Annotated in this window: 26 protein-coding genes; 19 read left to right on the top strand and 7 right to left on the bottom strand. The window is 60.2% G+C overall.

The genetic code is table 11. The annotated features are described in order from the left end of the window. Window positions 1-54 precede the first annotated feature (54 nt). Both ACR52_RS05855 and ACR52_RS05850 read left to right on the top strand, forming a co-directional pair. The gene (locus ACR52_RS05855) at window positions 55-270 is read left to right on the top strand and encodes a dodecin (RefSeq protein ID WP_003187305.1); all 216 of its coding nucleotides are present in this window, start codon (window positions 55-57) and stop codon (window positions 268-270) included. A gap of 114 nt (window positions 271-384) precedes the next feature. Next, a complete protein-coding gene (locus ACR52_RS05850) occupies window positions 385-609 on the top strand; it encodes a DUF1161 domain-containing protein (protein WP_048721596.1) in 225 nt (74 codons plus the stop codon). 88 nt (window positions 610-697) lie between these two features. On the opposite strand, the gene ACR52_RS05845 is transcribed toward ACR52_RS05850, so the two are convergent. Then, a complete protein-coding gene (locus tag ACR52_RS05845; protein ID WP_048721593.1) occupies window positions 698-1,699 on the bottom strand; it encodes an LLM class flavin-dependent oxidoreductase in 1,002 nt (333 codons plus the stop codon). Between the two features lie 218 nt (window positions 1,700-1,917). Here ACR52_RS05845 and ACR52_RS05840 point away from each other — a divergent pair, with 218 nt between their 5' ends. Then, window positions 1,918-2,349, top strand: coding sequence for an OsmC family protein (locus tag ACR52_RS05840; protein WP_048721590.1), 432 nt, complete (start codon window positions 1,918-1,920; stop codon window positions 2,347-2,349). Window positions 2,350-2,975: 626 nt separating this feature from the next. Then, window positions 2,976-3,215: a DUF1161 domain-containing protein gene (locus ACR52_RS05835; RefSeq protein WP_048721587.1), complete on the top strand. Its 240-nt coding sequence runs from the start codon at window positions 2,976-2,978 to the stop codon at window positions 3,213-3,215. On the opposite strand, the gene ACR52_RS05830 is transcribed toward ACR52_RS05835, so the two are convergent. Further along, window positions 3,216-3,638 carry a PA0061/PA0062 family lipoprotein gene (locus ACR52_RS05830; RefSeq protein ID WP_048721584.1) on the bottom strand — a complete coding sequence of 141 codons (423 nt, stop codon included), beginning with the start codon at window positions 3,636-3,638 and terminating at the stop codon, window positions 3,216-3,218. 142 nt (window positions 3,639-3,780) lie between these two features. Here ACR52_RS05830 and ACR52_RS05825 point away from each other — a divergent pair, with 142 nt between their 5' ends. Then, the gene (locus ACR52_RS05825; RefSeq protein WP_048721581.1) at window positions 3,781-4,824 is read left to right on the top strand and encodes an aminopeptidase; all 1,044 of its coding nucleotides are present in this window, start codon (window positions 3,781-3,783) and stop codon (window positions 4,822-4,824) included. Window positions 4,825-4,880: 56 nt separating this feature from the next. Here ACR52_RS05825 and ACR52_RS05820 read toward each other — a convergent pair whose 3' ends face one another. Together ACR52_RS05820 and ACR52_RS05815 are read right to left on the bottom strand one after the other, a co-directional pair. After that, window positions 4,881-5,540 (bottom strand): HAD family hydrolase, encoded by a 660-nt coding sequence (locus ACR52_RS05820; RefSeq protein WP_048721578.1) that lies wholly within the window; start codon window positions 5,538-5,540, stop codon window positions 4,881-4,883. Beyond that, the gene (locus ACR52_RS05815; protein ID WP_048721576.1) at window positions 5,537-6,079 is read right to left on the bottom strand and encodes a gamma carbonic anhydrase family protein; all 543 of its coding nucleotides are present in this window, start codon (window positions 6,077-6,079) and stop codon (window positions 5,537-5,539) included. The genes ACR52_RS05820 and ACR52_RS05815 overlap by 4 nt, the downstream gene beginning before the upstream one ends. Window positions 6,080-6,180: 101 nt before the next feature. Here ACR52_RS05815 and prlC point away from each other — a divergent pair, with 101 nt between their 5' ends. Both prlC and ACR52_RS05805 read left to right on the top strand, forming a co-directional pair. Then, window positions 6,181-8,232, top strand: coding sequence for an oligopeptidase A (gene prlC / locus ACR52_RS05810; RefSeq protein ID WP_048721574.1), 2,052 nt, complete (start codon window positions 6,181-6,183; stop codon window positions 8,230-8,232). Continuing rightward, window positions 8,229-8,501 carry a YheV family putative zinc ribbon protein gene (locus ACR52_RS05805; protein ID WP_048721572.1) on the top strand — a complete coding sequence of 91 codons (273 nt, stop codon included), beginning with the start codon at window positions 8,229-8,231 and terminating at the stop codon, window positions 8,499-8,501. The genes prlC and ACR52_RS05805 overlap by 4 nt, the downstream gene beginning before the upstream one ends. Before the next feature lie 25 nt (window positions 8,502-8,526). On the opposite strand, the gene ACR52_RS05800 is transcribed toward ACR52_RS05805, so the two are convergent. Further along, the gene (locus tag ACR52_RS05800; protein WP_048721570.1) at window positions 8,527-9,213 is read right to left on the bottom strand and encodes a dual specificity protein phosphatase family protein; all 687 of its coding nucleotides are present in this window, start codon (window positions 9,211-9,213) and stop codon (window positions 8,527-8,529) included. Between the two features lie 275 nt (window positions 9,214-9,488). On the opposite strand from ACR52_RS05800, the gene ACR52_RS05795 reads away from it, so the two are divergent. From ACR52_RS05795 to ACR52_RS05770, 6 genes are all read left to right on the top strand, one after another. Beyond that, on the top strand, window positions 9,489-10,241 hold the full coding sequence (locus tag ACR52_RS05795; protein ID WP_048721567.1) for a gluconate 2-dehydrogenase subunit 3 family protein: 753 nt from the start codon (window positions 9,489-9,491) through the stop codon (window positions 10,239-10,241). Between the two features lie 2 nt (window positions 10,242-10,243). Further along, complete coding sequence (locus ACR52_RS05790; protein ID WP_048721565.1) at window positions 10,244-12,028, top strand: GMC family oxidoreductase; 1,785 nt, start codon at window positions 10,244-10,246, stop codon at window positions 12,026-12,028. 12 nt (window positions 12,029-12,040) lie between these two features. Continuing rightward, a complete protein-coding gene (locus ACR52_RS05785) occupies window positions 12,041-13,339 on the top strand; it encodes a c-type cytochrome (RefSeq protein WP_048721556.1) in 1,299 nt (432 codons plus the stop codon). 81 nt (window positions 13,340-13,420) lie between these two features. After that, window positions 13,421-14,479 (top strand): PA0069 family radical SAM protein, encoded by a 1,059-nt coding sequence (locus ACR52_RS05780; protein WP_048721554.1) that lies wholly within the window; start codon window positions 13,421-13,423, stop codon window positions 14,477-14,479. Between the two features lie 227 nt (window positions 14,480-14,706). Continuing rightward, the gene (locus tag ACR52_RS05775; protein ID WP_048721552.1) at window positions 14,707-15,438 is read left to right on the top strand and encodes a carbonic anhydrase; all 732 of its coding nucleotides are present in this window, start codon (window positions 14,707-14,709) and stop codon (window positions 15,436-15,438) included. An 85-nt stretch (window positions 15,439-15,523) separates the two neighbouring features. Then, on the top strand, window positions 15,524-17,071 hold the full coding sequence (locus ACR52_RS05770; RefSeq protein ID WP_048721550.1) for a SulP family inorganic anion transporter: 1,548 nt from the start codon (window positions 15,524-15,526) through the stop codon (window positions 17,069-17,071). 55 nt (window positions 17,072-17,126) lie between these two features. Here the strand turns inward: ACR52_RS05770 and ACR52_RS05765 are convergent, their stop codons facing one another. Beyond that, the gene (locus ACR52_RS05765; RefSeq protein WP_048721548.1) at window positions 17,127-17,774 is read right to left on the bottom strand and encodes a hypothetical protein; all 648 of its coding nucleotides are present in this window, start codon (window positions 17,772-17,774) and stop codon (window positions 17,127-17,129) included. Between the two features lie 367 nt (window positions 17,775-18,141). Here ACR52_RS05765 and coxB point away from each other — a divergent pair, with 367 nt between their 5' ends. The 4 genes from coxB to ACR52_RS05745 all read left to right on the top strand — a co-directional run bounded on the left by coxB (window position 18,142) and on the right by ACR52_RS05745 (window position 22,527). Then, window positions 18,142-19,269 carry a cytochrome c oxidase subunit II gene (gene coxB / locus ACR52_RS05760; RefSeq protein WP_048721545.1) on the top strand — a complete coding sequence of 376 codons (1,128 nt, stop codon included), beginning with the start codon at window positions 18,142-18,144 and terminating at the stop codon, window positions 19,267-19,269. A 49-nt stretch (window positions 19,270-19,318) separates the two neighbouring features. Then, window positions 19,319-20,908: a cytochrome c oxidase subunit I gene (ctaD, locus tag ACR52_RS05755; protein ID WP_048721544.1), complete on the top strand. Its 1,590-nt coding sequence runs from the start codon at window positions 19,319-19,321 to the stop codon at window positions 20,906-20,908. 144 nt (window positions 20,909-21,052) lie between these two features. Beyond that, the gene (locus tag ACR52_RS05750) at window positions 21,053-21,604 is read left to right on the top strand and encodes a cytochrome c oxidase assembly protein (RefSeq protein WP_048721543.1); all 552 of its coding nucleotides are present in this window, start codon (window positions 21,053-21,055) and stop codon (window positions 21,602-21,604) included. Between the two features lie 35 nt (window positions 21,605-21,639). Continuing rightward, window positions 21,640-22,527, top strand: a complete 888-nt coding sequence (locus ACR52_RS05745; protein WP_048721542.1) for a cytochrome c oxidase subunit 3 — start codon at window positions 21,640-21,642, stop codon at window positions 22,525-22,527. Window positions 22,528-22,535: 8 nt separating this feature from the next. Here ACR52_RS05745 and ACR52_RS05740 read toward each other — a convergent pair whose 3' ends face one another. Further along, on the bottom strand, window positions 22,536-22,739 hold the full coding sequence (locus ACR52_RS05740; protein WP_016978774.1) for a twin transmembrane helix small protein: 204 nt from the start codon (window positions 22,737-22,739) through the stop codon (window positions 22,536-22,538). 49 nt (window positions 22,740-22,788) lie between these two features. Here ACR52_RS05740 and ACR52_RS05735 point away from each other — a divergent pair, with 49 nt between their 5' ends. Beyond that, a complete protein-coding gene (locus ACR52_RS05735; RefSeq protein ID WP_048721539.1) occupies window positions 22,789-23,553 on the top strand; it encodes an SURF1 family protein in 765 nt (254 codons plus the stop codon). Further along, on the top strand, window positions 23,519-24,103 hold the full coding sequence (locus tag ACR52_RS05730; RefSeq protein ID WP_048721538.1) for a hypothetical protein: 585 nt from the start codon (window positions 23,519-23,521) through the stop codon (window positions 24,101-24,103). The genes ACR52_RS05735 and ACR52_RS05730 overlap by 35 nt, the downstream gene beginning before the upstream one ends. The last annotated feature ends 9 nt before the right edge of the window (window positions 24,104-24,112 follow it).

The following is a 24,112-nucleotide window of genomic DNA, read 5'->3' as shown; positions in this document are numbered from 1 at the left end:
GAAGCATTACGAACATTGACTGCTACGCTCACTAGAGACCTCAGGAGAAACGCTATGTCTGATCATCACACGTACAAGAAAGTCGAACTGGTTGGCTCGTCGGCGACCAGCATTGAAGACGCGATCAACAATGCCCTGGCCGAAGCCAACAAGAGCATCAAGCACTTGGAATGGTTTGAAGTGACGGAAACCCGCGGTCACATCAAAGACGGCAAGGCCGCTCACTTCCAAGTCACGCTTAAGGTAGGGTTCCGAATTGCCAGCAGCTGATCCATTAGAGTTGAACTTGCTGACTGGCCGATTGCCATAACCTGCGCTACAACGATGGGTGCCGATGCCACAGCGTCGGCACGTTCTTTTCGATCAGCGCAAGGAAAGTAACGGATGAAGAAGTTCCTGTTAGCGGTAGGTTTGTTGAGCATTGCGGGTACAGCCCTGGCGGCGGGCAAGCCTTGTGACGAGCTGAAAAGTGAAATTGCAGCGAAAATCGACGCCAAGGGCGCTTCGGGTTATTCGCTGGAAGTGGTAGATAAGGGCGCCTCAACCGACGCTGAAGTGGTCGGCACCTGCGAAGGTGGCACCAAGGAAATCGTCTACAAGCGCGGTTAATCACGTGTTGCAGACATAAAGTCGACGCACCTGTGGCGCGGGAGCAAGCTCCCTCGCCACAGGTGCGTCGATTTTTTTCGCCTGGTGGTCAGCCCTTCATCAGTTGCGCCAGCAGCTCGTAGGAATGAATTCGGTCCGCGTGCTCGTACAGGTCGCAGGTAAAAATCAACTCATCAGCGCCGGTTTGTTCGACCAGCACCTCCAGTTTTGCTCGAATCTTCGCCGGACTGCCGACCATGGCCAGGCCAAGGAAGCTGCCCACGGCGTCTTTTTCGTGAGGCAACCAAAGGCCGTCCATGGTTTTCACCGGCGGGCGCTGCACCAGGCTTTGCCCGCGCATCAGCGCGAGGATGCGTTGGTACACCGAAGTGGCCAGGTAGTCGGCCTGCTCATCGGTATCCGCTGCCACCAAGGGAACGCCGAGCATCACGTAGGGTTTGTCCAGCACAGCCGAAGGCTTGAAGTGGTTGCGATACACGCGAATCGCTTCATGCATCAAACGCGGTGCGAAATGGGAGGCGAAGGCGTAGGGCAAACCGCGCTCACCGGCCAGTTGCGCACTGAACAGGCTCGAACCCAGCAACCACACCGGCACGTTGGTGCCGGTGCCCGGTACCGCGATCACGCGCTGGTCGGGGGTGCGCGGGCCCAGGTAGGCCATCAATTCGGCTACGTCTTCGGGGAAGTCATCCGCGCTGCCGGAGCGTTCACGGCGTAGGGCGCGGGCGGTCATCTGGTCGGAACCGGGTGCACGGCCCAGGCCCAAGTCGATACGGCCGGGGTACAAGCTTTCGAGGGTGCCGAACTGTTCGGCGATCACCAGCGGCGCGTGGTTAGGTAGCATCACGCCGCCGGAGCCGACGCGGATGGTCGAGGTGCCACCGGCCAGGTAACCCAGCAATACCGAGGTGGCCGAGCTGGCGATGCCGTCCATATTGTGGTGTTCAGCCACCCAGAAACGGTTGTAGCCAAACTTTTCCACGTGTTGGGCCAGGTCCAGGGAATTACGCAGCGACTGCGCCGGACTACCGTTGGCCCGCACGGGTACCAGGTCGAGGGTCGAAAACTTTACGTCGGACAGCGATTTCATAAGCCTGCTTCTCCAAATGGGGGCGCAGGCTTCTAAGACGAACCAAAACCTGCCGCTTCATGTGCATGCTCTATGCAATGAGGGCATATACCCGAGATTCAATAGCGAGCGCGAAATTTCCTACTAAATTGCTAGGTTTCTCCGACAAGATGAACTTTGCGGGGGCGTCTATCCTCAGAACCCTTACTGACGCAAAACCACCGTTCGAGGAGAAAGCTATGAGTATCGTTAAAAAGGCATCCGCGCATTGGGAAGGTGATCTGAAGACTGGCCTGGGTTCCATTTCCACCGAAACCGGCGTGCTGCGCGAAGCGCCCTACGGCTTCAAGGCTCGTTTCGAAGGCGGCAAGGGCACTAACCCTGAAGAATTGATCGGCGCGGCCCACGCCGGCTGTTTCTCCATGGCGTTTTCCATGATTCTCGGCGACGCGGGCCTCAAGGCCGACAGTATCGACACCCACGCCGAAGTGACTCTGGACCAGGTTGAGGGTGGCTTTGCCATCACCGCTGTGCACCTGACTCTTAAGGCTAAAATTCCTGGCGCGAGCCAAGCGCAGTTCGAAGAACTGAGCAAAAAGGCCAAGGAAGGGTGCCCGGTCTCCAAAGTGTTGAATGCGAAAATCACGTTGGATGCCACGCTTGCAGGCTGATTGATCTCCCCTCTATTGGCATTGGCGGAGGGCTCGTGTGGCGAGGGAGGCTGCCCAGCCTGCAAGCAGGCTGCGCTGTCGCGCAGAGAACATGCCGATAAATCGGAAAATAATTTATCTTTAAAATCAATGAGATAAATTTTGTTCTATAAGAGCTTGCTCCCGTTGGGCTGCGTAGCGGCCCCAGAAAAGCGGGAGCGCTGCGCACTGGAGCGCCAACCCGGTCCAACGGGAGCAAGCTCTTATCAAACTTAAAATAACTTACTGATTTTAAAGGGTTAAAATTTCACCCTAAAGTTTTGAGTCTTACATAAACAATTTCAGGCGACCGCATTCTTGTGGCGAGCGGGCTTGTCCCGCGTTGGGCTGCGCAGCAGCCCCAAAACCAGGCGCGGAGGAGTGCCCGATACACCGCATCGTTTTCATCAGGGGCGCTTCGCACCCCAACGCGGGACAAGCCCGCTCGCCACAGAGGTCCCAGTTTGCTGCGCGACAGCGCGGCGTCGAAGACGGGGTGGGCCCTCCCTCGCCACAATAAGCTCGCCCCTATAAGGGTGGGTGTGCTCGAATAGCCCATGCAGCCTTAGACGCACACCCGTGCGCAATGCATTCAGGGAGCTTCACACATGAAACGTTTTGCCTTGGCAATGATCTGCGGTGTTTTGGCCACATCGGCCGTGGCCGCACCTAAAGACTGCGAAGAGCTCAGGAAAGAGATCGAGATCAAAATCCAGGCTAACGCCGTGCCGTCCTACACCCTTGAGATTGTCAGCAAGGAAGAAGCCGACAAGCACGACGTCGCCATGGTTGTTGGCACGTGTGAGAACGGCACCAAGGCCATCGTCTACCAGAAAAACAACGACTGATCAGAGGCAGTTGACGCTGCGCTCTTCAGCCAACAGCTGACGCGCGGCGTTGTACAGCCGGATGTTGGGCGTGAACGCCAGTGAACGCCCTTCCAGCACATAACGTTGGCCGGCCTGGAAGTTTTTGTACTCCAGCGTCATGAAGCACGTCCGATACATCGTCTGCCCCAACCCGCCCAAACCAGCGCCGGCTGGCACTTCAAAGTCGAAGCGCACCATCAGTTCGTGGCTGCCGGGTGGCATCTGGAAATAGCGCCCGTCGTTCAGGTTCTTGCCGTCCAGGCGCTGGGCCATCACCAGTTTCGCGCCCGGTGTCGGGGTGGCGAAATCGACCCACGCCTGCTGCGGGTCGACCGGCGGGATGGGCGTCGAAGCACAGGCGCTGAGCAACAGGGCAACGGCGGGAAGTAAAAGCTGACGCATGGCAGGCACTCAACGCAAAGAGAGGATTAAGCCCCACGCCGATGGCGGCAGACTTCCTATGAGTATAAACACGCTGCGCCATGGAAAAATTCCGTGCAGGCAGGATAGTCTGGCGAGCAAATTACCCAGGAGCAGTCGGGGCATGGTCAGGCGTTTTTTCCCAGGGTTGGCGATGGTGCTGCTCAGCGGCTGCTCCAGCGTCAGCTATTACAGCCAATTGGCGGGCGGCCAGTGGCAATTGCTGCGGGCGCGAGAGCCGGTTTCCCAAGTGATAGCCGACCCATCCCGCCCACAAGTCTTGCGTGACCACCTGGTGCAATCGCAAAAGGCGCGCACCTTCGCGAGCGAGCACCTGCATCTGCCTGACAACCAGAGTTACCGGTTGTACGCCGATATCGGCCGCCCTTATGTGGTGTGGAATGTCTTCGCCACGCAGGAGTTTTCCCTGTCACCGCAAAATCACTGCTTCCCGATTGCCGGTTGCGTGGCCTATCGCGGCTACTACAGCCAAGGCGCGGCACGGGGCGAGGCGGCATTGTTGCGCCAACAAGGGATGGATGTGTCGATTGGGGGCGTCGAGGCCTATTCCACCCTGGGTTGGTTCAATGACCCGATCATGAATTCGATGATGAATTGGGGCGATGAGCGCCTGGCCACGTTGATCTTCCATGAACTGGCGCACCAGCGTTTCTATGTGAAGGACGACACCGAGTTCAACGAGTCGTTTGCCAGTTTTGTCGAGCAGGAAGGCACTCGCCAATGGCGCGCCGCGCGGGGCTTGGCACCGGCTGGCCCGTCGGGGTTGAAACAGCGTGACGCGTTTATCCAGCTGATCCTCGATACCCGCAAGCGCCTGGAAAAAGTCTACGCCCAGCCCTTGGCGGGGGATGCGATGCGTCTGGCCAAGGCGCAGGCGTTCGAGCGCTTGCGCAGTGAGTACCGGCAGATGCGCGATAGCCAGTGGGGCGGCGACAAGCGTTATGACGCCTGGATCAACCAGCCGCTGAACAACGCGCGGTTGTTGCCATTCGGGCTGTATGACCAGTGGGTGCCGGCGTTTGCGGCGTTGTTTCGGCAGGAGGGTGGGGATTGGATGAAGTTTTACGCGGCGGTGGAGAAACTGGGCGGGTTGCCGGTGGCGCAGCGCAAGGCGGTGTTGGGGCAGTTAGAGGCGCGTGCAAACTAGGGCCCCATCGCTGCAAGCCAGCTCCTGTAGGAGCCGGCTTGTTGGCGATACCGGTCTCAAGGACGCTGCATAAACGCCTGATGCATCTCGGCCAAGGTCTCAAAGTGCCAGGTCGGCACCTCGGCATTCAACTCTTCAAAACTGCCAAACCCATACCCCACCGCCGCTGAATCCAGCCCATTGCTGCGCGCGCCGATCAGGTCGTGCTTGCGGTCGCCAATCATCAGGGTGGTGGCCGGGTCCAGGCCTTCCTCGCTCATCAAATGGGCGATCAGCTCGACCTTGTTGGTGCGCGTGCCGTCCAACTCGCTGCCGTAGATCACTTTGAAGTGCCTGGCAAAATCAAAATGCCGGGCGATTTCACGGGCAAACACCCAGGGCTTGGACGTGGCCACGTACAGCTGGCGCCCTTGGTTGCTCAGTTCTTCCAGCAGTGGCATCACCCCATCGAACACGCGGTTCTCGTACAAACCAGTGACCTTGAAGCGCTCGCGATAAAAATTCACCGCCTCCCACGCCTTGGCCTCGTCGAAGCCGTAGAACTGCATGAACGCTTGCAGCAGCGGCGGGCCGATGAAATGTTCGAGTTTGGTCAGGTCCGGTTCATCGATGCCGAGCTTGCCAAGGGCGTACTGGATCGAGCGCGTGATGCCCTCTCGCGGGTCAGTGAGTGTGCCATCCAGGTCGAACAGAGCGGTTTTGTACTGCGCAGTCATTGATCGAATCCTTCAGCCAGGTGCAGGTCTTTGAGCTTCACGTAGTTCGCCGCGCTGTAGGTGAAAAAGGCGCGTTCCTTGTCAGTCAACGGACGGATTTGTTTAACCGGGCTACCGACATACAGGAAGCCGCTCTCGAGTTTCTTGCCCGGCGGCACCAGGCTGCCAGCGCCGATGATCACGTCGTCTTCCACCACCGCGCCATCCATCACGATGCTGCCCATGCCGATCAGGATACGGTTGCCGACGCTGCAACCATGCAGCATGACTTTGTGGGCAATGGTCACATCGTCGCCGATCAACAGCGGGAAGCCATCTGGATTGAACGGCCCAGCGTGGGTGATGTGCAGTACACAGCCATCCTGCACGCTGGTGCGCGCGCCGATGCGGATGCGGTGCATGTCGCCGCGAATCACGGCCAACGGCCAAACCGAGCTGTCGGTGCCGATTTCGACATCGCCGATCACCACCGCCGAAATATCGACAAAAGCCCCGGCGCCCAGGGTTGGCGTGTGGTTCTGATAGGTGCGAAGGGTCACGATAGCCTCTCTCTCTTCTGCTGATAGCTGCGGTGGACGTTGATTGTAATTAAGATGACCCCATCTTTGTCTTACATGTTTCTTCAGCCAAGGTGCCAACCGTGAGCGCGAACAACCCTCTTCTGCAGTCCTACGACCTGCCGCCGTTCTCGGCGATTCGTGCCGAGCACGTACAGCCGGCCATCGAACAGATCCTCGCCGACAACCGTGTCGCCATCGAAGGCATCCTGCAAAGCCAGGGGAAAAATCCGACATGGGCCGGCCTGATCCTGGCCATGGACGAACTCAACGACCGCCTGGGCGCCGCCTGGAGCCCGGTCAGCCACCTCAACGCCGTGTGCAACAGCGCCGAACTGCGCGAAGCCTATGAAGGCTGCCTGCCAGCGTTGAGCGCCTATTCCACCGAGATGGGCCAGAACCGTGCGCTGTTCCAGGCCTTCGAAGCCCTGGCCAACAGCCCCGAGGCCGCCGGTTTCGATGTGGCGCAAAAAACCATCCTGGAACACTCGCTGCGCGACTTCCGCCTGTCGGGTATCGACTTACCGCCTGAGCAGCAGAAGCGCTACGCCGAAGTGCAGAGCAAACTCTCCGAGTTGGGCAGCAAGTTCTCCAACCAACTGCTGGACGCCACCCAGGCCTGGACCAAACACGTCACCTTTGAGGCCACCCTCACCGGTCTGACCGACTCGGCCAAGGCGCAAATGGCCGCCGCCGCCCAGGCCAAAGGCCTCGACGGCTGGCTGATCACCCTGGAATTCCCCAGCTACTACGCGGTGATGACCTACGCCCAGGACCGCGCCCTGCGTGAGGAAATTTACGCGGCCTACTGCACCCGTGCGTCAGACCAAGGCCCGAATGCCGGTCAGAACGATAACGGCCCGGTGATGGAGCAGATCCTCGACCTGCGCCAGGAACTGGCCCAGCTGTTGGGCTTTGCGTCCTTCTCCGAGCTGAGCCTGGCCACCAAGATGGCCGAGTCCAGCGACCAGGTATTGAGCTTCCTGCGCGACCTGGCCAAGCGCAGCAAGCCGTTTGCCACCCAGGACCTGCAACAGCTCAAGGCTTACGCCGCCGAACAAGGCTGCGCCGACCTGCAAAGCTGGGACAGCGGTTTCTACGGTGAAAAGCTCCGTGAGCAGCGCTACAGCGTGTCCCAGGAAGCCCTGCGCGCCTATTTCCCGATCGACAAAGTGCTGGGCGGCCTGTTCGCCATCGTGCAGCGCCTGTACGGCATCGAGATCGCCGAACTGAAAGGCTTCGACACCTGGCACCCGGACGTTCGCCTGTTCGAAATCAACGAAAACGGCCAGCACGTCGGCCGCTTCTTCTTCGACCTGTACGCCCGCGCCAACAAGCGCGGCGGTGCCTGGATGGACGGCGCGCGCGACCGTCGCCGCACCGTTGACGGTGTGCTGCAAAGCCCGGTAGCCAACCTAGTGTGCAACTTCACTCCGGCCGACAGCGGCAAGCCTGCCCTGCTGACCCACGATGAAGTCACCACCCTGTTCCACGAATTCGGCCACGGCTTGCATCACTTGTTGACCCGCGTTGAACACGCAGGCGTGTCCGGCATCAACGGCGTGGCCTGGGATGCGGTGGAGTTGCCGAGCCAGTTCATGGAGAACTGGTGCTGGGAGCCGGAAGGCCTGGCGCTGATCTCCGGTCATTACGAAACCGGCGAGCCGCTGCCCCAGGACCTGCTGGAAAAAATGCTCGCGGCGAAGAACTTCCAATCCGGCCTGATGATGGTCCGCCAGCTGGAATTTTCGCTGTTCGACTTCGAAATGCATGCCACCCACGGCGACGGCCGCAGCCCGGCCCAGGTGCTCGAGGGCGTGCGCGACGAGGTCTCGGTGATGCGCCCACCGGCGTACAACCGCTTCCCCAATAGCTTCGCGCACATCTTCGCCGGCGGTTACGCGGCGGGTTACTACAGCTACAAGTGGGCCGAGGTGTTGTCGGCGGATGCCTTCTCCAAGTTCGAAGAAGACGGCGTGCTCAATGCCGAAACCGGCCGAGCGTTCCGCGAGGCAATCCTGGCCCGTGGCGGTTCGCAGGCGCCAATGGTGCTGTTCGTCGACTTCCGCGGGCGTGCGCCGTCGATTGACGCACTCTTGCGCCACAGCGGCCTGAGTGAGGACGCGGCAGCATGAGCGAAGTGCCTGTGATTACCAAAAAGCAATTTATCGCCGGGGCGGTCTGCCCGGCGTGCAGCGAGCCGGACAAGTTGAAGATGTGGACCGAAGACAGCGTGCCGCACCGCGAATGTGTCGCCTGCGGTTATACCGACACGCTGAATGACCAAGGTTTGTCGGTGCCCAAGGAATTGGGCACGCGGGTGAATGTGTCGGCGTTGAAAGCACCGGACCCGAAGGTGCAGGCCGTGCAGTTCTTTCCGAATCCGAAGCTGAAAAAAGACTGATGCATTCACCCCCTGGGATTACATCTCAGGGGGTCACGACCAGTGCAGTTTTTTCCTCAGCGGCCTCGTGCGCCTTCGTCGCCGGGTTCAGCCAGCTTTTCATTGAGCACAGCGCAAACGCGCTGGTGCTGCAATCGCCATTCGCCAAGGCTGCGCGCAACTTGTCGATATCGGCTTTCATCATGTAGCGAACTCCGTCCTTAAAGCCGTTACTTGAACCGAAGCCGCCCAAGGTCATCTCGTTCAAAGCATCCTCTTTGCTCCATCCCTGAACCACCACGCGGTACATCGCCGCCATCAGGCCGGTGCGGTCCGAGCCGTGTTTGCAGTGCATCAGCACCGGGCCATTGGCTTGTGCATCCTTGATCGCCCGCAGGGCTGCCAGCACGTCGGTATCGTCGACATGGTTTGTGCGATATGTCAGCTGTACCTGATGGATGCCGGAGGCTTTCAGCCAGTTGGCGTCGGACTCCGGCAGGAAGTTGATCACGGTGCCGATCTTGAGTTGTTCCAGTAGAGGAACTGCGTTGCTGTCCGGAAGGGCGCTGCGGTAGAGCGTGGGCGTCATTTGGTGCAGGTTGTACTGGGTGCCCACAGGCTGGGCCCATTCCGCTGAACGAATGGACGAGGCTTCGTCGGCCCGGGCGTGAACCGTCGCGAACAGTGCCATAAACGCCAAGACGAGGGTTGGCAGCAGTTGAGTGTTGAACATGGGGCGACGTTACCGAGTGGGCTATTGGGTGATGGGACGCAGATTGGTTTGTATGGGGTCAATGGGACGTGAGGCGCTCGTCAAAGAATCGTGAACCCCCCTACTTTTGTCGCTGAATCGATTCTCTCGATGCTTAGCCTGCTATCATTTGTAACTATTGATTGCCGCTGCGTTCTATCTCCCTGGATCGGTTGGATCCAATTCGCCGCCCAATACAAACAAGCCGCTCACCAGAAGCCGCTGTTAAACCCGTGACCACATGATGAGGTGCACCCATGTCTGATCAAGATCAAGACAACCCCCGGCGTGACTTTTTGCGCAAATCCTTGACCTTGATCCCGGTGGTCACGGTTGCCAGCACCGGCCTTGGCAGTTCGATGTTGATGGCCACGCCCGAGCCGGCCCAGGCCGCGCCAGCCAAGCCGCCCGTGAGCGACAAGGCCTATGAGCCGAGCTATTTCACCGCTGAAGAATGGGCGTTTATCAATGCCGCCGTTGCACGCCTGATCCCGGCTGACGCCCAAGGCCCTGGCGCCCTGGAAGCCGGCGCACCGGAATACATCGACCGCCAGATGCACACGCCGTACGCCAGCGGCGCCTTGTGGTTCATGCAAGGCCCGTTCAACGCCGAGGCTGCGCCGGAGATGGGCTGGCAGAGCAAATTGGTGCCCAAGGAGATCTATCGCCTGGGTATTGCCGCGACGGATGCATGGTCGAAGGCGTTCAACGGTAAAGCGTTTGCTGCGCAAGACAGCGCTACCCAGGAGGATATGCTCAAGCGTTTGGAGGCTGGAGGCGCAGAAGTCTCCGCGCATTTCGACACGGTGCCACCGAAGATATTCTTCAACCTGCTGCTGCAAAACACCAAGGAAGGGTTCTTCTGCGACCCGATTCATGGCGGCAACAAAGGCATGGTCGGCTGGACCATGATCGGCTTCCCCGGCGCCCGCGCCGATTTTATGGACTGGGTGGAACGCAACGAGCAATACCCCTTCCCGGCTGTTTCAATTCGCGGCGAGAGGGCATAAACGTGGCGACCATCATGAAGAAAGTGGATGCGGTGATTGTCGGCTTCGGCTGGACCGGCGCGATCATGGCCAAGGAGCTGACGGAAGCGGGCCTCAACGTGGTAGCGCTGGAGCGCGGCCCGATGCAGGACACTTACCCGGACGGTAACTATCCCCAGGTGATTGACGAACTGACTTACAGCGTTCGGAAAAAACTCTTCCAGGACATCTCCAAGGAGACGGTGACGATTCGCCATAGCGTGAACGATGTCGCCCTGCCGAACCGTCAGTTGGGTGCCTTCTTGCCGGGTAACGGCGTGGGCGGTGCGGGCTTGCACTGGTCGGGGGTGCATTTTCGCGTTGACCCTATCGAGTTGCGCATGCGCAGCCATTACGAAGAACGCTACGGGAAAAACTTCATTCCCAAGGACATGACCATCCAGGACTTCGGCGTCAGCTACGAAGAGCTGGAGCCGTTTTTCGACTACGCGGAAAAAGTCTTCGGCACTTCCGGCCAGGCCTGGACCGTCAACGGCCAGCGAGTGGGCGAAGACCGTGGCGGCAACCCATATGCGCCGGATCGCTCTAACCCGTTCCCGTTGGAAGCGCAGAAAAACACCGTGTCGGCGCAGCTGTTTCAAAAGGCTGCCGCGTCGGTGGGTTACAAACCCTACAACCTGCCGTCAGCCAATACCTCGGGGCCGTACACCAACCCCTATGGCGCGCAGATGGGCCCGTGCAACTTCTGCGGTTTCTGCAGCGGCTACGTTTGCTACATGTATTCCAAGGCCTCGCCGAACGTAAACATCCTGCCGGCGCTGCGCCAGGTGCCGAACTTTGAGTTGCGGCCCAATTCCCACGTGCTCAAGGTCAATCTCGACAGCACCAAGAGCAAGGCCACCGGCGTGACCTACATCGACGCCCAGGGCCGCGAAATCGAGCAGCCGGCAGATCTGGTGATCCTCGGCGCGTTTCAGTTCCACAATGTGCGGCTGATGCTGTTGTCGGGCATCGGCAAGCCTTACGACCCGATTACCAACGAGGGCGTGGTGGGCAGGAACTTCGCCTACCAGAACATGGCCACCATCAAGGCGTTCTTCGATAAGGACACCCACACCAACAACTTCATCGGCGCCGGCGGCAATGGTGTGGCGATCGATGATTTCAACGCCGACAACTTCGACCACGGGCCCCATGGCTTCGTCGGAGGGTCGCCGATGTGGGTCAACCAGGCGGGCAGCCGGCCGATTGCCGGTACCTCCAACCCACCGGGCACCCCGGCCTGGGGCAGTGCCTGGAAGCGCGCCACCGCCGACTACTACACCCACCAAGTGTCGATGGACGCTCACGGTGCACATCAATCCTACCGGGGTAACTATCTGGATCTGGACCCGGTGTACCGCGATGCCTACGGCCTGCCGTTGCTGCGCATGACGTTTGACTGGCAGGAAAACGACATCAAGATGAACCGCTTCATGGTCGAGAAAATGGGCAAGATCGCCGAAGCGATGAACCCCAAAGCGATTGCCGTGCTTGGCAAAAAGGTCGGTGAGCACTTCAACACCGCGTCCTACCAGACCACGCACCTCAACGGTGGCGCGATCATGGGCACCGACCCGAAAACCAGTGCGTTGAACCGCTACCTGCAGTGCTGGGATGTCCACAACGTGTTTGTCCCGGGTGCGTCCGCTTTCCCACAGGGCTTGGGCTACAACCCTACCGGCCTGGTGGCAGCGTTGACCTATTGGTCGGCGCGGGCGATTCGCGAGCACTACCTGAAAAACCCCGGCCCCCTGGTTCAGGCATAAGGAGCGATGACCATGAAAGCACTTGTTATCGCGACCTTTGCTCTGTTTAGCAGCTGCTCGGTGAGCGCCGCCGAAACCGACCTGGTCAAGCAGGGCGAATACCTGGCCCGCGCTGGCGACTGCGTGGCCTGCCACACCGCCAAGGGTGGCAAGCCATTCGCGGGCGGCCTGCCGATGGAAACACCCATTGGCGTGATCTATTCCACCAACATCACCCCGGACAAGACCGGCCTGGGCGACTACAGCTTCGAGGACTTCGACAAGGCCGTGCGCCATGGCGTCGCCAAGAGCGGTAGTACGCTTTACCCAGCGATGCCCTATCCGTCTTACGCGCGTGTCAGTGAAAGCGACATGCAGGCGTTGTATACGTACTTTATGAAAGGCGTGGAGCCGGTCGCCCAGGAGAACAAGGACAGCGACATCCCTTGGCCGCTAAGCATGCGCTGGCCGTTGGCGGCGTGGCGCTGGATGTTTGCCCCCGCGGTGGCGGATTACCAGGCGGCAGCGGGCGCTGACCCAGTGATCAGCCGTGGCGCCTACCTGGTGGAGGGCCTCGGCCACTGCGGCGCGTGCCATACACCACGCGCCCTGACCATGCAGGAAAAAGCCCTGAGTGCCGGTGACGGCAACGCCTTCCTGTCCGGCAGCGCGCCGCTGGAAGGCTGGATCGCGAAAAGCCTGCGCGGCGACCACAAGGACGGCCTCGGCAGTTGGAGTGAGGAACAGTTGGTGCAATTCCTCAAGACCGGGCGCAGTGATCGCAGCGCGGTGTTCGGCGGCATGAGCGATGTGGTGGTGCACAGCATGCAGTACATGTCCAAGGACGACCTGACCGCGATCGCCCGCTACCTCAAGAGCCTGCCGGCAGTGGACCCCAAGGACCCGCCGCACCAGTACGACAAGCAGGTGGCCGAGGCGCTTTGGAAAGGTGATGACAGCAAGCCGGGCGCATCGGTGTACATCGACAACTGCGCGGCCTGCCACCGTACCGATGGCCATGGGTACACGCGGGTGTTCCCGGCGCTGGCGGGCAACCCGGTGTTGCAGACGGCGGATGCCACTTCACTGATCAACATCGTGTTGAACGGTGGGACGTTGCCGGCTACTCACGCAGCGCCGTCAACCTTCACCATGCCAGCGTTTGCCTGGCGGTTGTCGGACCAGCAAGTGGCGGATGTGGTCAGTTTCATCCGTGGCAGCTGGGGCAATAAAGGTGCGCCGGTGAAAGCCGGCGAGGTGGCAGACCTGCGCAAGAACGATATGCGCACTACTTCGGGCGATGATCTCGGGCAAGTGACGCAAAAGCACTGACCCTTCCCTGACTGCCAAACGGCACTGGCCAGAACCCTTGCGCCCCTATACTGTATATAAAAACAGTATAGGGGCGTTTTCATGTCTACTCCGCTGCCGCCCCGTGGCCGGGGCACGGCCACCAACCTGCACAACCGTTTTGCACCCACCGTCAGCGTCGCTGAGGACGATGGCTGGTACCAGGAAGTACCGCCGACCCAGGGCACGGAAGTGCGTATCGAAACGGCGAAAACCATCATTACCCGCAACAACTCGCCGGATTTGCCGTTTGATCGCTCGATCAATCCCTATCGTGGCTGCGAGCACGGCTGCATCTACTGCTATGCGCGGCCCAGCCATGCCTATTGGGACCTGTCGCCGGGGCTGGATTTTGAAACGAAGCTGATCGCCAAGACCAATGCCGCCGACGTGCTGGAGCAGCAGTTATCGAAGCCGGGGTATGTGTGTGCGCCGATCAACCTGGGCTCCAATACCGACCCGTATCAACCTATCGAACGTGAATACAAGATCACTCGGCAAACCCTCGAAGTGCTGCTGCGTTACCGGCACCCGGTGACCATCATCACCAAGGGCTCGCTGATCCTGCGCGACCTCGACCTGCTCACCGAGCTCGCCCGGCAGCGCCTGGTGGCGGTGATGATCAGCCTTACCAGCCTGGACGACGAGCTCAAGCGCATCCTGGAGCCGCGCACGGCAGCGCCCAAGGCACGGTTGCGGGCGATCCGGGTGATGCGCGAGGCCGGTATTCCAGTGGGCGTGCTGTGTTCGCCGATGATCCCGATGATCAACGACAGTGAGCTGGAAAACCTGCTGACCGAAGCCCACGCCGCTGGCGCGCAAAGCGCGGCGTACATGATGCTGCGCCTGCCGCTGGAGGTAGCGCCGCTATTTGAGGAATGGTTGGCGGCGCATTACCCTCAGCGTGCGGCCCATGTGATGAGCCTGGTGCGTCAGGTGCGCGGCGGTGAGGTGTATGACAGTCGGTTTGGCGTGCGTATGCGTGGCGAGGGGCCGTTCGCCGATCTGCTGGCGCAACGTTTCAGCAAGGCGATCAAACGCCTGGGGCTCAATCGCCGTGAGGGCTTCAACCTGGATTGCACTGCGTTTTGTCCCCCAGGCAGACAAATGGCATTGTTGTAGACTGACGAGGAAGAATGCACCGTTCCTGTAGGAATAGTCGCGTTTTGATATCACTGAAACCCGCGTTCTAGAGCGGTTCATTCAGTTTGAGTTAAGTTTCGACGGTTACCTTGTTCATCGAGTGACTGATGAGTCGGCGCCTTGGGGTGGGGAGTTTTCCAACTATTCCACTGACCGGGCGTCGAACTGACCTGAAAACTCCCCTGCATTAATCAAGAGGATGAATCATGAGTGACAAGGATAAACAGCCGTTGGCTGCGTCGGCTTCAGCCCCTTCTGTGGCGGAGTCCGCCGATGCAGCGCTGCAACACATCGTTGACGGCTTTTTGCATTTCCATCACGACGTCTTCCCTCAGCAGGAAGCACTCTTCAAGAAACTCGCCACGGCCCAGAGCCCACGGGCGATGTTCATTACCTGTGCCGATTCGCGCATCGTGCCCGAGCTGATCACCCAAAGCTCCCCAGGCGACCTTTTCGTGACCCGTAATGTGGGCAACGTGGTGCCGCCCTACGGCCAGATGAACGGTGGTGTTTCCACGGCCATCGAGTACGCGGTACTCGCCCTGGGCGTGCAGCACATCATCGTGTGCGGTCACTCCGACTGTGGCGCCATGCGTGCAGTACTCAATCCCGCCAGCCTGGAGAAGATGCCGACGGTCAGGGCCTGGCTGCGTCACGCCGAGGTTGCCAAGTCCATGGTTGAGGACAACTGCGACTGCGCCAATGAAGGCGAGAGCATGAAGGTGCTGACCGAAGAAAACGTCATCGCCCAGTTGCAGCACTTGCGCACTCACCCTTCGGTGGCTTCGCGCATGGCCAACGGTCAATTGTTTATCCACGGCTGGATCTACAACATCGAGACCAGCGAAATTCGGGCTTACGACGCGGATCAGGCGGCGTTTCGACCGTTAAACGCGACCGAGTCGATCCCTTCGGCGACGCCTAAAGCGCGCTTCTAAAACACTTCCCTGCCGGGTAATGCGGTGGCTGCCATGGATGCAGCCAGGCTTTGCCGCGCCCGGCGAATGCCTCGGGAGAGTCATCATGCGTGTTGCTCAATTGAAAGCTGTACTGCCACGGGAGCTGCTGGCTTCCGTGGTTGTGTTTCTGGTCGCCCTGCCCTTGTGCATGGGCATTGCAATCGCTTCCGGCATGCCGCCTGCCAAGGGCCTGATCACCGGGATTATCGGTGGCCTGGTGGTGGGCTGGTTGGCGGGGTCGCCGCTGCAAGTCAGCGGCCCGGCGGCGGGTTTGGCGGTGTTGGTGTTTGAGCTGGTGCGCCAGCACGGCATGGCGATGTTGGGGCCGATTCTGCTGCTGGCGGGTTTCCTGCAACTGGTGGCGGGGCGTTTGCGCCTGGGCTGCTGGTTCCGCGTTACGGCGCCGGCGGTGGTGTACGGCATGCTGGCGGGGATCGGTGTACTGATTGTGCTGTCGCAGATCCATGTGATGCTCGACGGCGCGCCCAAGCCTTCGGGGCTGGATAACCTGGCGGGCTTCCCGGCCGCCTTGGCTGAAGCGATTCCGACCATTGGCGGTGGGCTTGGCTGGCAGGCCGGCTTGCTGGGTTTGTCGACAATGTTGGTGATGTACCTGTGGGATAAATTGCGGCCACATCCGTTGCGGTTTGTACCGGGTGCCTTGCTCGGTGTGGGCCTGGCGACGGTGACCAGCCTGGTGCTGGCATTGCAGGTCAAGCGCGTGGAGGTGCCGGAAAACCTCGCCGACGCAATCGATTGGCTGCGCCCCGGCGACCTGCTGAACCTGGCTGACCCGCAACTGCTGATCGCCGCGTTCGCCGTGGCGTTTATCGCCAGCGCCGAGACCCTGCTCTCCGCCGCGGCGGTCGATCGCATGCACAGCGGTCAGCGTTCCGATTTTGATAAGGAATTATCCGCTCAAGGCGTAGGCAACATGCTCTGCGGGTTGGTCGGCGCCTTGCCGATGACCGGTGTGATCGTGCGCAGTTCGGCCAATGTGCAGGCCGGTGCCACCACGCGCCTGTCGGCAATTTTCCATGGTGTGTGGCTGTTGGGGTTCGTGCTGTTGCTGTCGAGCGTGCTGCAAAGCATTCCGGTGGCGAGCCTGGCGGGCGTGCTGGTGTACACCGGGATCAAGCTGGTGGATATCAAGGCGTTCCGGGCGTTGGGACGTTATGGGCGGATGCCGATGTTTACCTACGCAGCCACCGCGTTGGCGATCATCTTTACCGATTTGTTGACCGGTGTGCTGGTGGGATTCGGCCTGACGCTGGTCAAACTGGCCTTTAAGGCGTCGCGGCTTAAAGTCAGCCTGATAGACCTGCCCAAGGACGGCGAGATGGAGCTGCGCCTGACCGGTGCGGCGACCTTTCTGAAAGTGCCGGCGCTGACCCAGGTGCTGTCGACGGTGCCCGCGGGGACGACCGTGCATGTGCCGCTCAATAACCTGAGTTACATCGACCATTCCTGCCTGGAGTTGCTGGAGGAATGGGGTCGAGCCAATGTGGCCAAGGGCTCGAAGCTGGTGATAGAGGCGCGCGGGTTGAAGCGCCGGTTGGAAGGGCGTCTGCGCACGACGACGGGGATTGGCTCAGCGCCGTCCGTTGGCTGATGATCGTTCCCACGCGTAGCGTGGGAACGATCAAACATAGCGCCCGCTGCAAAGTTTAAGCAGGCTGATCCAGCGCCAACTCAACACCCAGCTGCCGCGACAGGCACGGCCAGCGCTTCCACGCCGCTTCTGTGTCCGGGCTCTTCAACTGTTCGCGATACGCCTCGACGGACTCCAGCGCAAAGCTTTCTTCGTTAAGCAGTTCATCTACCGCGTGGTGCACCGCTTCATCCAACTGGTTAGCGAATGTTTCGCCAATCAGCTGATGGGCAATCACGTTAGCCACGGTGGTATCCGCAGGAATCAACGGCTGGCCGAAATGCTTGATATACAAATCGTTGACCTCTTCCACCAGACGATGGGCCAGGTAGGCCTCGTCCAGCAAGCCGTCGAGCCCTACATGGCCCACTAGAATCGCTGGCGGTTGCAGGAAGAATTGCTCGGCGATCTTCAGCACCGGCTTTATCTGGCTTTCGATACCGGCTTCGCGGGCCACGTCATTGGCGGCTTCCAGCAAGTCCGGGACGAGTTCGATGTAGGCGGTTACAAAGCGGGTCATGACTTGGGTGCGATCACCGTCAGCCACAGCGATGGCCGAATGCAGGTGCGGCAATTGGTTTTCCAGCTGCAGGGCAAGCTGGCCGGTGCTGGTTTCGTGTTGATGGGCACGGGAAATCTGCTCGCGCAATGCGGCGGTGTTCATGAAAGCTCCAGTGAAGCAGGCGTAGGAATAGGGAGAGGATAAGGTAGCTCGTTTATACGAGCGCCTCAGACGCATTTGTCATAATTATTTCATGGTTATGCAACCGCGTTATATCGAATTGCCATCGTTCGTCGGATAAACGATTACGCTCCCGGATTTATTAGCTTCGGCCACTCATTTCTGCTCATTTGCCCCTACACATTGCGGGGTTGCAGGTGCTGTCTATACTCGGGTTTGTACGCAATTAGCTGATGACGCCAGACTGCATGAGCAGGTGAGGCTAAGCGGTTGTAAGCAGTATGGAAGCCGCTCCCTTCACCCCGGGTGCAAACCGGCGGGATAACAAGAACGATAAGGGGAACCCGCAATGACGCGACATCCACACGTTTGGATGGGCCTTCTGTTGTGGTCAGTATTCGGCCAGGCGCACGCCGCCTGGACAACGAATATGGCGCCAGGGGCGACTGAAGTCAGTCACGCTGTGTTCGACCTGCACATGACCATTTTCTGGATCTGTGTAGTGATCGGCATTGTCGTGTTTGGCGCGATGTTCTGGTCGATGATCCTGCACCGGCGGTCCACGGGCCAGGTAGCGGCCAAGTTTCACGAAAGCACGACCGTGGAAATTCTCTGGACCGTGGTGCCTTTGCTGATCCTAGTGGCCATGGCCATTCCGGCGACCAAAACCCTGATCAATATCTACGACAGCAGTGAGTCGGATATCGATATCCAGGTCACCGGCTACCAGTGGAAATGGCATTACAAATACCTGGGCCAGGACGTCGAGTTCTTCAGCAACCTGGCCACGCCGGCCGAGCAGATTCATAACCAGGCCACCAAGGGAGAGCATTACCTGCTGGAAGTCGACCAGCCGCTGGTGCTGCCGGTGGGGGCCAAGGTGCGCTTTCTGGTGACTGCCGCCGACGTGATCCACTCCTGGTGGGTGCCGGCCTTTGCGGTCAAGCGTGACGCCATCCCTGGCTTCGTCAACGAGGCCTGGACCCGTGTCGAGAAGCCCGGCATCTACCGTGGCCAGTGCGCCGAACTGTGCGGCAAGGACCACGGTTTCATGCCCATCGTGGTCGAGGTCAAGTCCAAGGCCGACTACGACACCTGGCTCGGCGAGCGCAAAGCGGAAGCCGCCAAGCTCAAGGAATTGACCTCCAAAGAGTGGACGCTGGAAGAGCTGGTCGCCCGTGGCGATAAGGTCTATCACACCACCTGCGTGGCCTGTCACCAAGCCGAGGGCCAAGGCCTGCCGCCAATGTTCCCGGCGCTCAAGGGCTCGAAGATCGCCACCGGGCCGAAAGAAGGCCACCTGAGCATCGTCTATCACGGCAAGCCCGGCACCGCGATGGCGGCGTTCGGCAAACAGCTTTCGGAAGTCGATATCGCCGCCGTGGTGACCTACGAGCGCAACGCCTGGGGCAACAACAAGGGCGACATGGTCACGCCAAAAGACGTGCTGGCTCTGAAACAGGCGCAAAGCAAATGAACGCATTCACTGCCAACCGCCCCGCCCACTCGCTTGCAGGAGAACGGCCATGAGCGCTGTGATCGATGACCATGGCCACGCCGGTGACCATGCCCACGGCCCCGCAAAAGGTTTGATGCGCTGGGTACTGACCACCAACCACAAAGACATTGGCACGATGTACCTGTGGTTCGCCTTTACCATGTTCCTGCTCGGCGGTTCGTTCGCCATGGTGATCCGTGCCGAGCTGTTCCAGCCGGGCCTGCAGATCGTCGAGCCGGCGTTCTTCAACCAGATGACCACCATGCACGGCTTGATCATGGTGTTCGGTGCGGTGATGCCGGCGTTTGTCGGCCTGGCCAACTGGATGATCCCGCTGATGATCGGCGCGCCGGACATGGCCCTGCCGCGCATGAACAACTTCAGCTTCTGGCTGTTGCCGGCGGCGTTCCTGCTGTTGATATCAACCCTGTTCGCTCCCGGAGGCGGGCCGAATTTCGGCTGGACCTTCTACGCCCCGCTCTCCACTACCTACGCCCCGGAAAGCGTGACGTTCTTCATCTTCGCCATCCACCTGATGGGCATCAGTTCGATCATGGGCGCGATCAACGTGGTCGCCACCATCCTCAACCTGCGCGCACCCGGCATGACCCTGATGAAAATGCCGCTGTTCGTCTGGACCTGGCTGATCACCGCGTTCCTGTTGATTGCTGTAATGCCGGTGCTGGCTGGGTGCGTGACCATGATGCTGATGGATATCCACTTCGGCACCAGCTTCTTCAGCGCGGCCGGCGGCGGTGACCCGGTGCTGTTCCAGCATGTGTTCTGGTTCTTCGGCCACCCCGAGGTGTACATCATGATCCTGCCGGCCTTCGGCGCCGTCAGCTCGATCATCCCGACCTTCTCGCGCAAGCCGTTGTTCGGCTACACCTCGATGGTGTACGCCACGGCGAGCATCGCGTTCCTGTCATTCATCGTGTGGGCGCACCACATGTTTGTGGTGGGCATACCGCTGGTGGGCGAGTTGTTCTTCATGTACGCCACCCTGCTGATCGCCGTGCCTACGGGCGTGAAGGTGTTCAACTGGGTCAGCACCATGTGGCAAGGTTCGCTGACGTTCGAGACGCCGATGCTGTTTGCGGTGGCCTTCGTGATCCTGTTCACCATTGGCGGCTTCTCCGGCTTGATGCTGGCCATCGCACCGGCGGACTTCCAGTACCACGACACCTACTTCGTGGTGGCGCACTTCCATTACGTACTGGTACCCGGCGCGATCTTCGGGATCTTCGCTTCGGCTTACTACTGGCTGCCGAAATGGACCGGCCACATGTACGACGAAACCCTGGGCAAGCTGCACTTCTGGCTGTCCTTCGTGGGCATGAACATGGCGTTCTTCCCGATGCACTTCGTGGGGCTCGCCGGTATGCCGCGCCGGGTGCCGGACTACAACCTGCAATTCGCCGATTTCAACATGGTCTCCTCGATTGGCGCCTTCATGTTTGGTGCCACGCAGATCTTCTTCCTGTTCATCGTGATCAAGTGCATCCGTGGCGGCCCGCCGGCGCCGGCCAAGCCGTGGGATGGCGCCGAAGGCCTGGAGTGGAGCGTCCCTTCGCCCGCGCCGTACCACACGTTCACCACGCCGCCGGAGGTTAAATAATGAACACCTTGGCGCATGTCGCGCGCTCTTCTGTAGGCGCGAGCTTGCTCGCGAAAAGCCAGAGAGCGCCGCGTTCATTCAGGTTACCCGCGTCACCGTTAACGCCCCTCGAAAGCAAGCTCGCTCCTACAGGTGGGCGGTGTCATGGCTGACTCCGTGCCCCTCAACCGCCTGGTCACCCGCCTGCTGATTCTGGTGCTGGCGATGTTCGCCTTCGGTTTTGCCCTGGTGCCGATCTACGACGTGATGTGCAAGGCGTTCGGCATCAACGGCAAGACCGCGGGGCAGTACGAGGGGTCGCAAGTGGTGGACCCCACACGTCAGGTGCGGGTGCAGTTCCTGTCGACCAATGCCATCGACATGGTCTGGGAGTTCCATTCCAAGGCTGACGAGATCGTGGTCAACCCGGGGGCGGTCAACGAGATGCTGTTCGTGGCCTACAACCCCAGCGACAAGCCGATGACCGCCCAGGCGGTGCCGAGTATTTCCCCGGCTGAAGCGGCGATGTACTTCCACAAGACCGAGTGCTTTTGTTTCACCCAACAGGTACTGCAGCCAGGCCAGCGCATTGAGATGCCGGTGCGCTTCATAGTCGACCGCGACATGCCCAAGGATGTGAAGCATTTGACCCTCGCGTACACGCTGTTCGATATCACCGCGCGCCAACCGCCCGTGGCTGTCCACACAGGCGGCTAGCTACTGTTTGCACGCTCAATCAGGAGAGCGAATACATGTCGACTCATGATACGTACTACGTACCAGCGCAAAGCAAATGGCCGATAATTGCCACGATTGGCATGCTGGTCACGGTGTATGGCTTGGCGGTGTGGTTCAACGATCTGAAGGCTGCGCGCCCGGAATCCCACGGCCCGTGGATCTTTTTCGTCGGTGGGCTGTTGCTGGCCTACATGCTGTTCGGCTGGTTCGGGGCGGTGATCAAGGAAAGCCGCGCCGGGTTGTACAGCGCACAGATGGACAGGTCGTTCCGCTGGGGCATGACCTGGTTCATTTTTTCCGAAGTGATGTTCTTCATCGCGTTCTTCGGCGCGCTGTTTTATGTGCGGCACCTGTCGGCGCCGTGGTTGGCGGGCGAAGGCTCAAAGGGCGTCGCGCACATGCTGTGGCCGAATTTCGAGTTTGCCTGGCCGCTGCTCAACAACCCTGACCCCAAGCTGTATCCCGCGCCCGAAGGCACCATCAGCCCTTGGGGCCTGCCGCTGGTCAACACCATCCTGCTGGTGAGCTCCAGCGTGACTATCACCATCGCCCACCATGCCCTGCGCAAGGGCCATCGCGGCGCGCTGAAAATCTGGCTGGCGATCACCGTGCTGCTGGGCCTGGCGTTTCTCGGGTTCCAGGCCGAGGAATATATCCACGCCTATAAAGAACTGGGCCTGACGTTGGGTTCGGGCGTGTACGGCGCGACGTTCTTCATGCTCACGGGCTTTCACGGCGCCCACGTGACAATAGGCACGATCATTTTGTTTGTGATGCTGATGCGTATCCTGCGTGGGCATTTTAATGCCGAGCACCAGTTCGGCTTCGAGGCGGCCAGTTGGTATTGGCACTTTGTGGATGTGGTGTGGATCGGGCTGTTTTTCTTTGTCTACGTGCTTTGAGGCGCGCCCTACCAGGGCGCATGAGATACCAACTGGCCGCTGAAAAAGCCCCAGGCGATTAACGCCACGGTGATCACGGCCAGCACGACACGCACGGTCAAGGCAGTGACGAGGCGGTTGGAGTTGCCCTCGTCCTTGACCAGGAAGAACAAGCCACTGAACAGGCTCACGACGGTCGCGATCAGCATCAGGGCAATGGCTGCTTTGAGCATGGTCTGGTTCCTGGGCTTTGTGGGCATTGATTGATAGGGAGGTGCGGCAATGAAAACAAGTATAGCCAGCGCCACAAAACGCTTTCGCCCAGGGCTCGCACCAACGTTGGTGGTGCTGGTGTTGTTGCCGTTGATGGTGGGCCTGGGGTTCTGGCAACTGTCCCGCGGGCATGAGAAACAGTTGCTGGTGGACAGCTATGCAGAGCGGCGTGCGGCTGAGCCGGTTAGCAGTGAGCGGCTCAATGACATGGCTGATCCAGCCTTTCGCCGCGTCCATCTGCGCGGTCAGTTCGACGCCAAACACGGCGTGTTGCTGGATAACCGCATGCGCGACGGCAAGGCGGGGGTGGAGCTGCTGCAGCCCTTTCACGACCAGGCCAGCGGCCTATGGCTGTTGCTCAATCGTGGCTGGCTGCCCTGGCCGGACCGGCGCACCCCGCCCGCCTTCACCACCCCTGAACAGTCTGTGAATCTTGACGCTTGGGTCTATGTGGCGCCCGGCGAAACCTTCCAGTTACACGCAGACCCTATGAGCGCGCAATGGCCGCGCCTGCTGACCGCGCTGCATCCCGCCGCCCTGTGGGCCGAGCTGGGCCGTAGCGGTTTTGCCTACGAACTGCGCGCCGAAGCAGGCCCCGGCACGTACGAAACCAACTGGCCCGTGGTTGCCATGGGCCCGGAAAAACACTTGGGGTATGCCGTGCAGTGGTTCGCCATGTCGTTGGCGCTGCTGGCGCTTTACCTCTACCTCGGATGGCACAACGCAAAGGAGAAGCACCATGGGAGCGGCCATGAATCCACTCAACATGTCTGACACGCCCGACCGGCGTAAAGGCCGCTGGCAGCTGATCCTGATCCTGCTGATGGTGATCGGCCCGATGGCGCTCGCTACCTTCATGTACAAACTTCAGTTCTGGGTCCCGGACAATCGTAGCTATCACGGCGAGATGATTGGTAATGGCCAGACCCGCGCCGACATCGGCGTCCAAGCGGACGAACAGCGCTGGCAACTGCTGGTCACTGCGCCCGCCGTCTGTGCCGCCGACTGCCAGCAACTGGTGTATCTCGCGCGCCAATTGCAGATCGGCCTGGGTCGCGATGCCTCTCGTGCCAGTCATGCCTTGGCCAGCGCGCTACCTGTGGGCGCCGAGTACGACGTGAAACTGAAAATCGAATACCCGCAATTGCAGCGTTACTCGCTGGACCTGTCGACCTTCTCCAAAAATGCCGCCGCACCGGGTGATGCGCAATTATGGATCGTCGACCCCCACGGCAACCTGGTGCTGCGCTACGACGCGAAGGCTAAGGGCAAGGACTTGCTCAACGACCTGCGCCACCTGCTGAAACTGTCGAACATCGGATAAGGGCATCGT

The sequence above is a fragment of the Pseudomonas fildesensis genome (assembly GCF_001050345.1).
Taxonomy (GTDB): Bacteria; Pseudomonadota; Gammaproteobacteria; order Pseudomonadales; family Pseudomonadaceae; genus Aquipseudomonas; species Aquipseudomonas fildesensis.
The sequence above is the reverse complement of the archived record's forward strand: the minus strand, read 5'-3'. Positions and strand labels throughout refer to the sequence as shown.

Coding starts and splice junctions, on each gene's coding strand:
- ACR52_RS05855 (WP_003187305.1), top strand. CDS start 55: ATGTCTGATCATCACACGTACAAGAAAGTCGAACTGGTTGGCTCGTCG.
- ACR52_RS05850 (WP_048721596.1), top strand. CDS start 385: ATGAAGAAGTTCCTGTTAGCGGTAGGTTTGTTGAGCATTGCGGGTACA.
- ACR52_RS05845 (WP_048721593.1), bottom strand. CDS start 1,699: ATGAAATCGCTGTCCGACGTAAAGTTTTCGACCCTCGACCTGGTACCC.
- ACR52_RS05840 (WP_048721590.1), top strand. CDS start 1,918: ATGAGTATCGTTAAAAAGGCATCCGCGCATTGGGAAGGTGATCTGAAG.
- ACR52_RS05835 (WP_048721587.1), top strand. CDS start 2,976: ATGAAACGTTTTGCCTTGGCAATGATCTGCGGTGTTTTGGCCACATCG.
- ACR52_RS05830 (WP_048721584.1), bottom strand. CDS start 3,638: ATGCGTCAGCTTTTACTTCCCGCCGTTGCCCTGTTGCTCAGCGCCTGT.
- ACR52_RS05825 (WP_048721581.1), top strand. CDS start 3,781: ATGGTCAGGCGTTTTTTCCCAGGGTTGGCGATGGTGCTGCTCAGCGGC.
- ACR52_RS05820 (WP_048721578.1), bottom strand. CDS start 5,540: ATGACTGCGCAGTACAAAACCGCTCTGTTCGACCTGGATGGCACACTC.
- ACR52_RS05805 (WP_048721572.1), top strand. CDS start 8,229: ATGAGCGAAGTGCCTGTGATTACCAAAAAGCAATTTATCGCCGGGGCG.
- ACR52_RS05800 (WP_048721570.1), bottom strand. CDS start 9,213: ATGTTCAACACTCAACTGCTGCCAACCCTCGTCTTGGCGTTTATGGCA.
- ACR52_RS05795 (WP_048721567.1), top strand. CDS start 9,489: ATGTCTGATCAAGATCAAGACAACCCCCGGCGTGACTTTTTGCGCAAA.
- ACR52_RS05785 (WP_048721556.1), top strand. CDS start 12,041: ATGAAAGCACTTGTTATCGCGACCTTTGCTCTGTTTAGCAGCTGCTCG.
- ACR52_RS05780 (WP_048721554.1), top strand. CDS start 13,421: ATGTCTACTCCGCTGCCGCCCCGTGGCCGGGGCACGGCCACCAACCTG.
- ACR52_RS05775 (WP_048721552.1), top strand. CDS start 14,707: ATGAGTGACAAGGATAAACAGCCGTTGGCTGCGTCGGCTTCAGCCCCT.
- ACR52_RS05770 (WP_048721550.1), top strand. CDS start 15,524: ATGCGTGTTGCTCAATTGAAAGCTGTACTGCCACGGGAGCTGCTGGCT.
- ACR52_RS05765 (WP_048721548.1), bottom strand. CDS start 17,774: ATGAACACCGCCGCATTGCGCGAGCAGATTTCCCGTGCCCATCAACAC.
- coxB (WP_048721545.1), top strand. CDS start 18,142: ATGACGCGACATCCACACGTTTGGATGGGCCTTCTGTTGTGGTCAGTA.
- ctaD (WP_048721544.1), top strand. CDS start 19,319: ATGAGCGCTGTGATCGATGACCATGGCCACGCCGGTGACCATGCCCAC.
- ACR52_RS05750 (WP_048721543.1), top strand. CDS start 21,053: ATGGCTGACTCCGTGCCCCTCAACCGCCTGGTCACCCGCCTGCTGATT.
- ACR52_RS05745 (WP_048721542.1), top strand. CDS start 21,640: ATGTCGACTCATGATACGTACTACGTACCAGCGCAAAGCAAATGGCCG.
- ACR52_RS05740 (WP_016978774.1), bottom strand. CDS start 22,739: ATGCTCAAAGCAGCCATTGCCCTGATGCTGATCGCGACCGTCGTGAGC.
- ACR52_RS05735 (WP_048721539.1), top strand. CDS start 22,789: ATGAAAACAAGTATAGCCAGCGCCACAAAACGCTTTCGCCCAGGGCTC.
- ACR52_RS05730 (WP_048721538.1), top strand. CDS start 23,519: ATGGGAGCGGCCATGAATCCACTCAACATGTCTGACACGCCCGACCGG.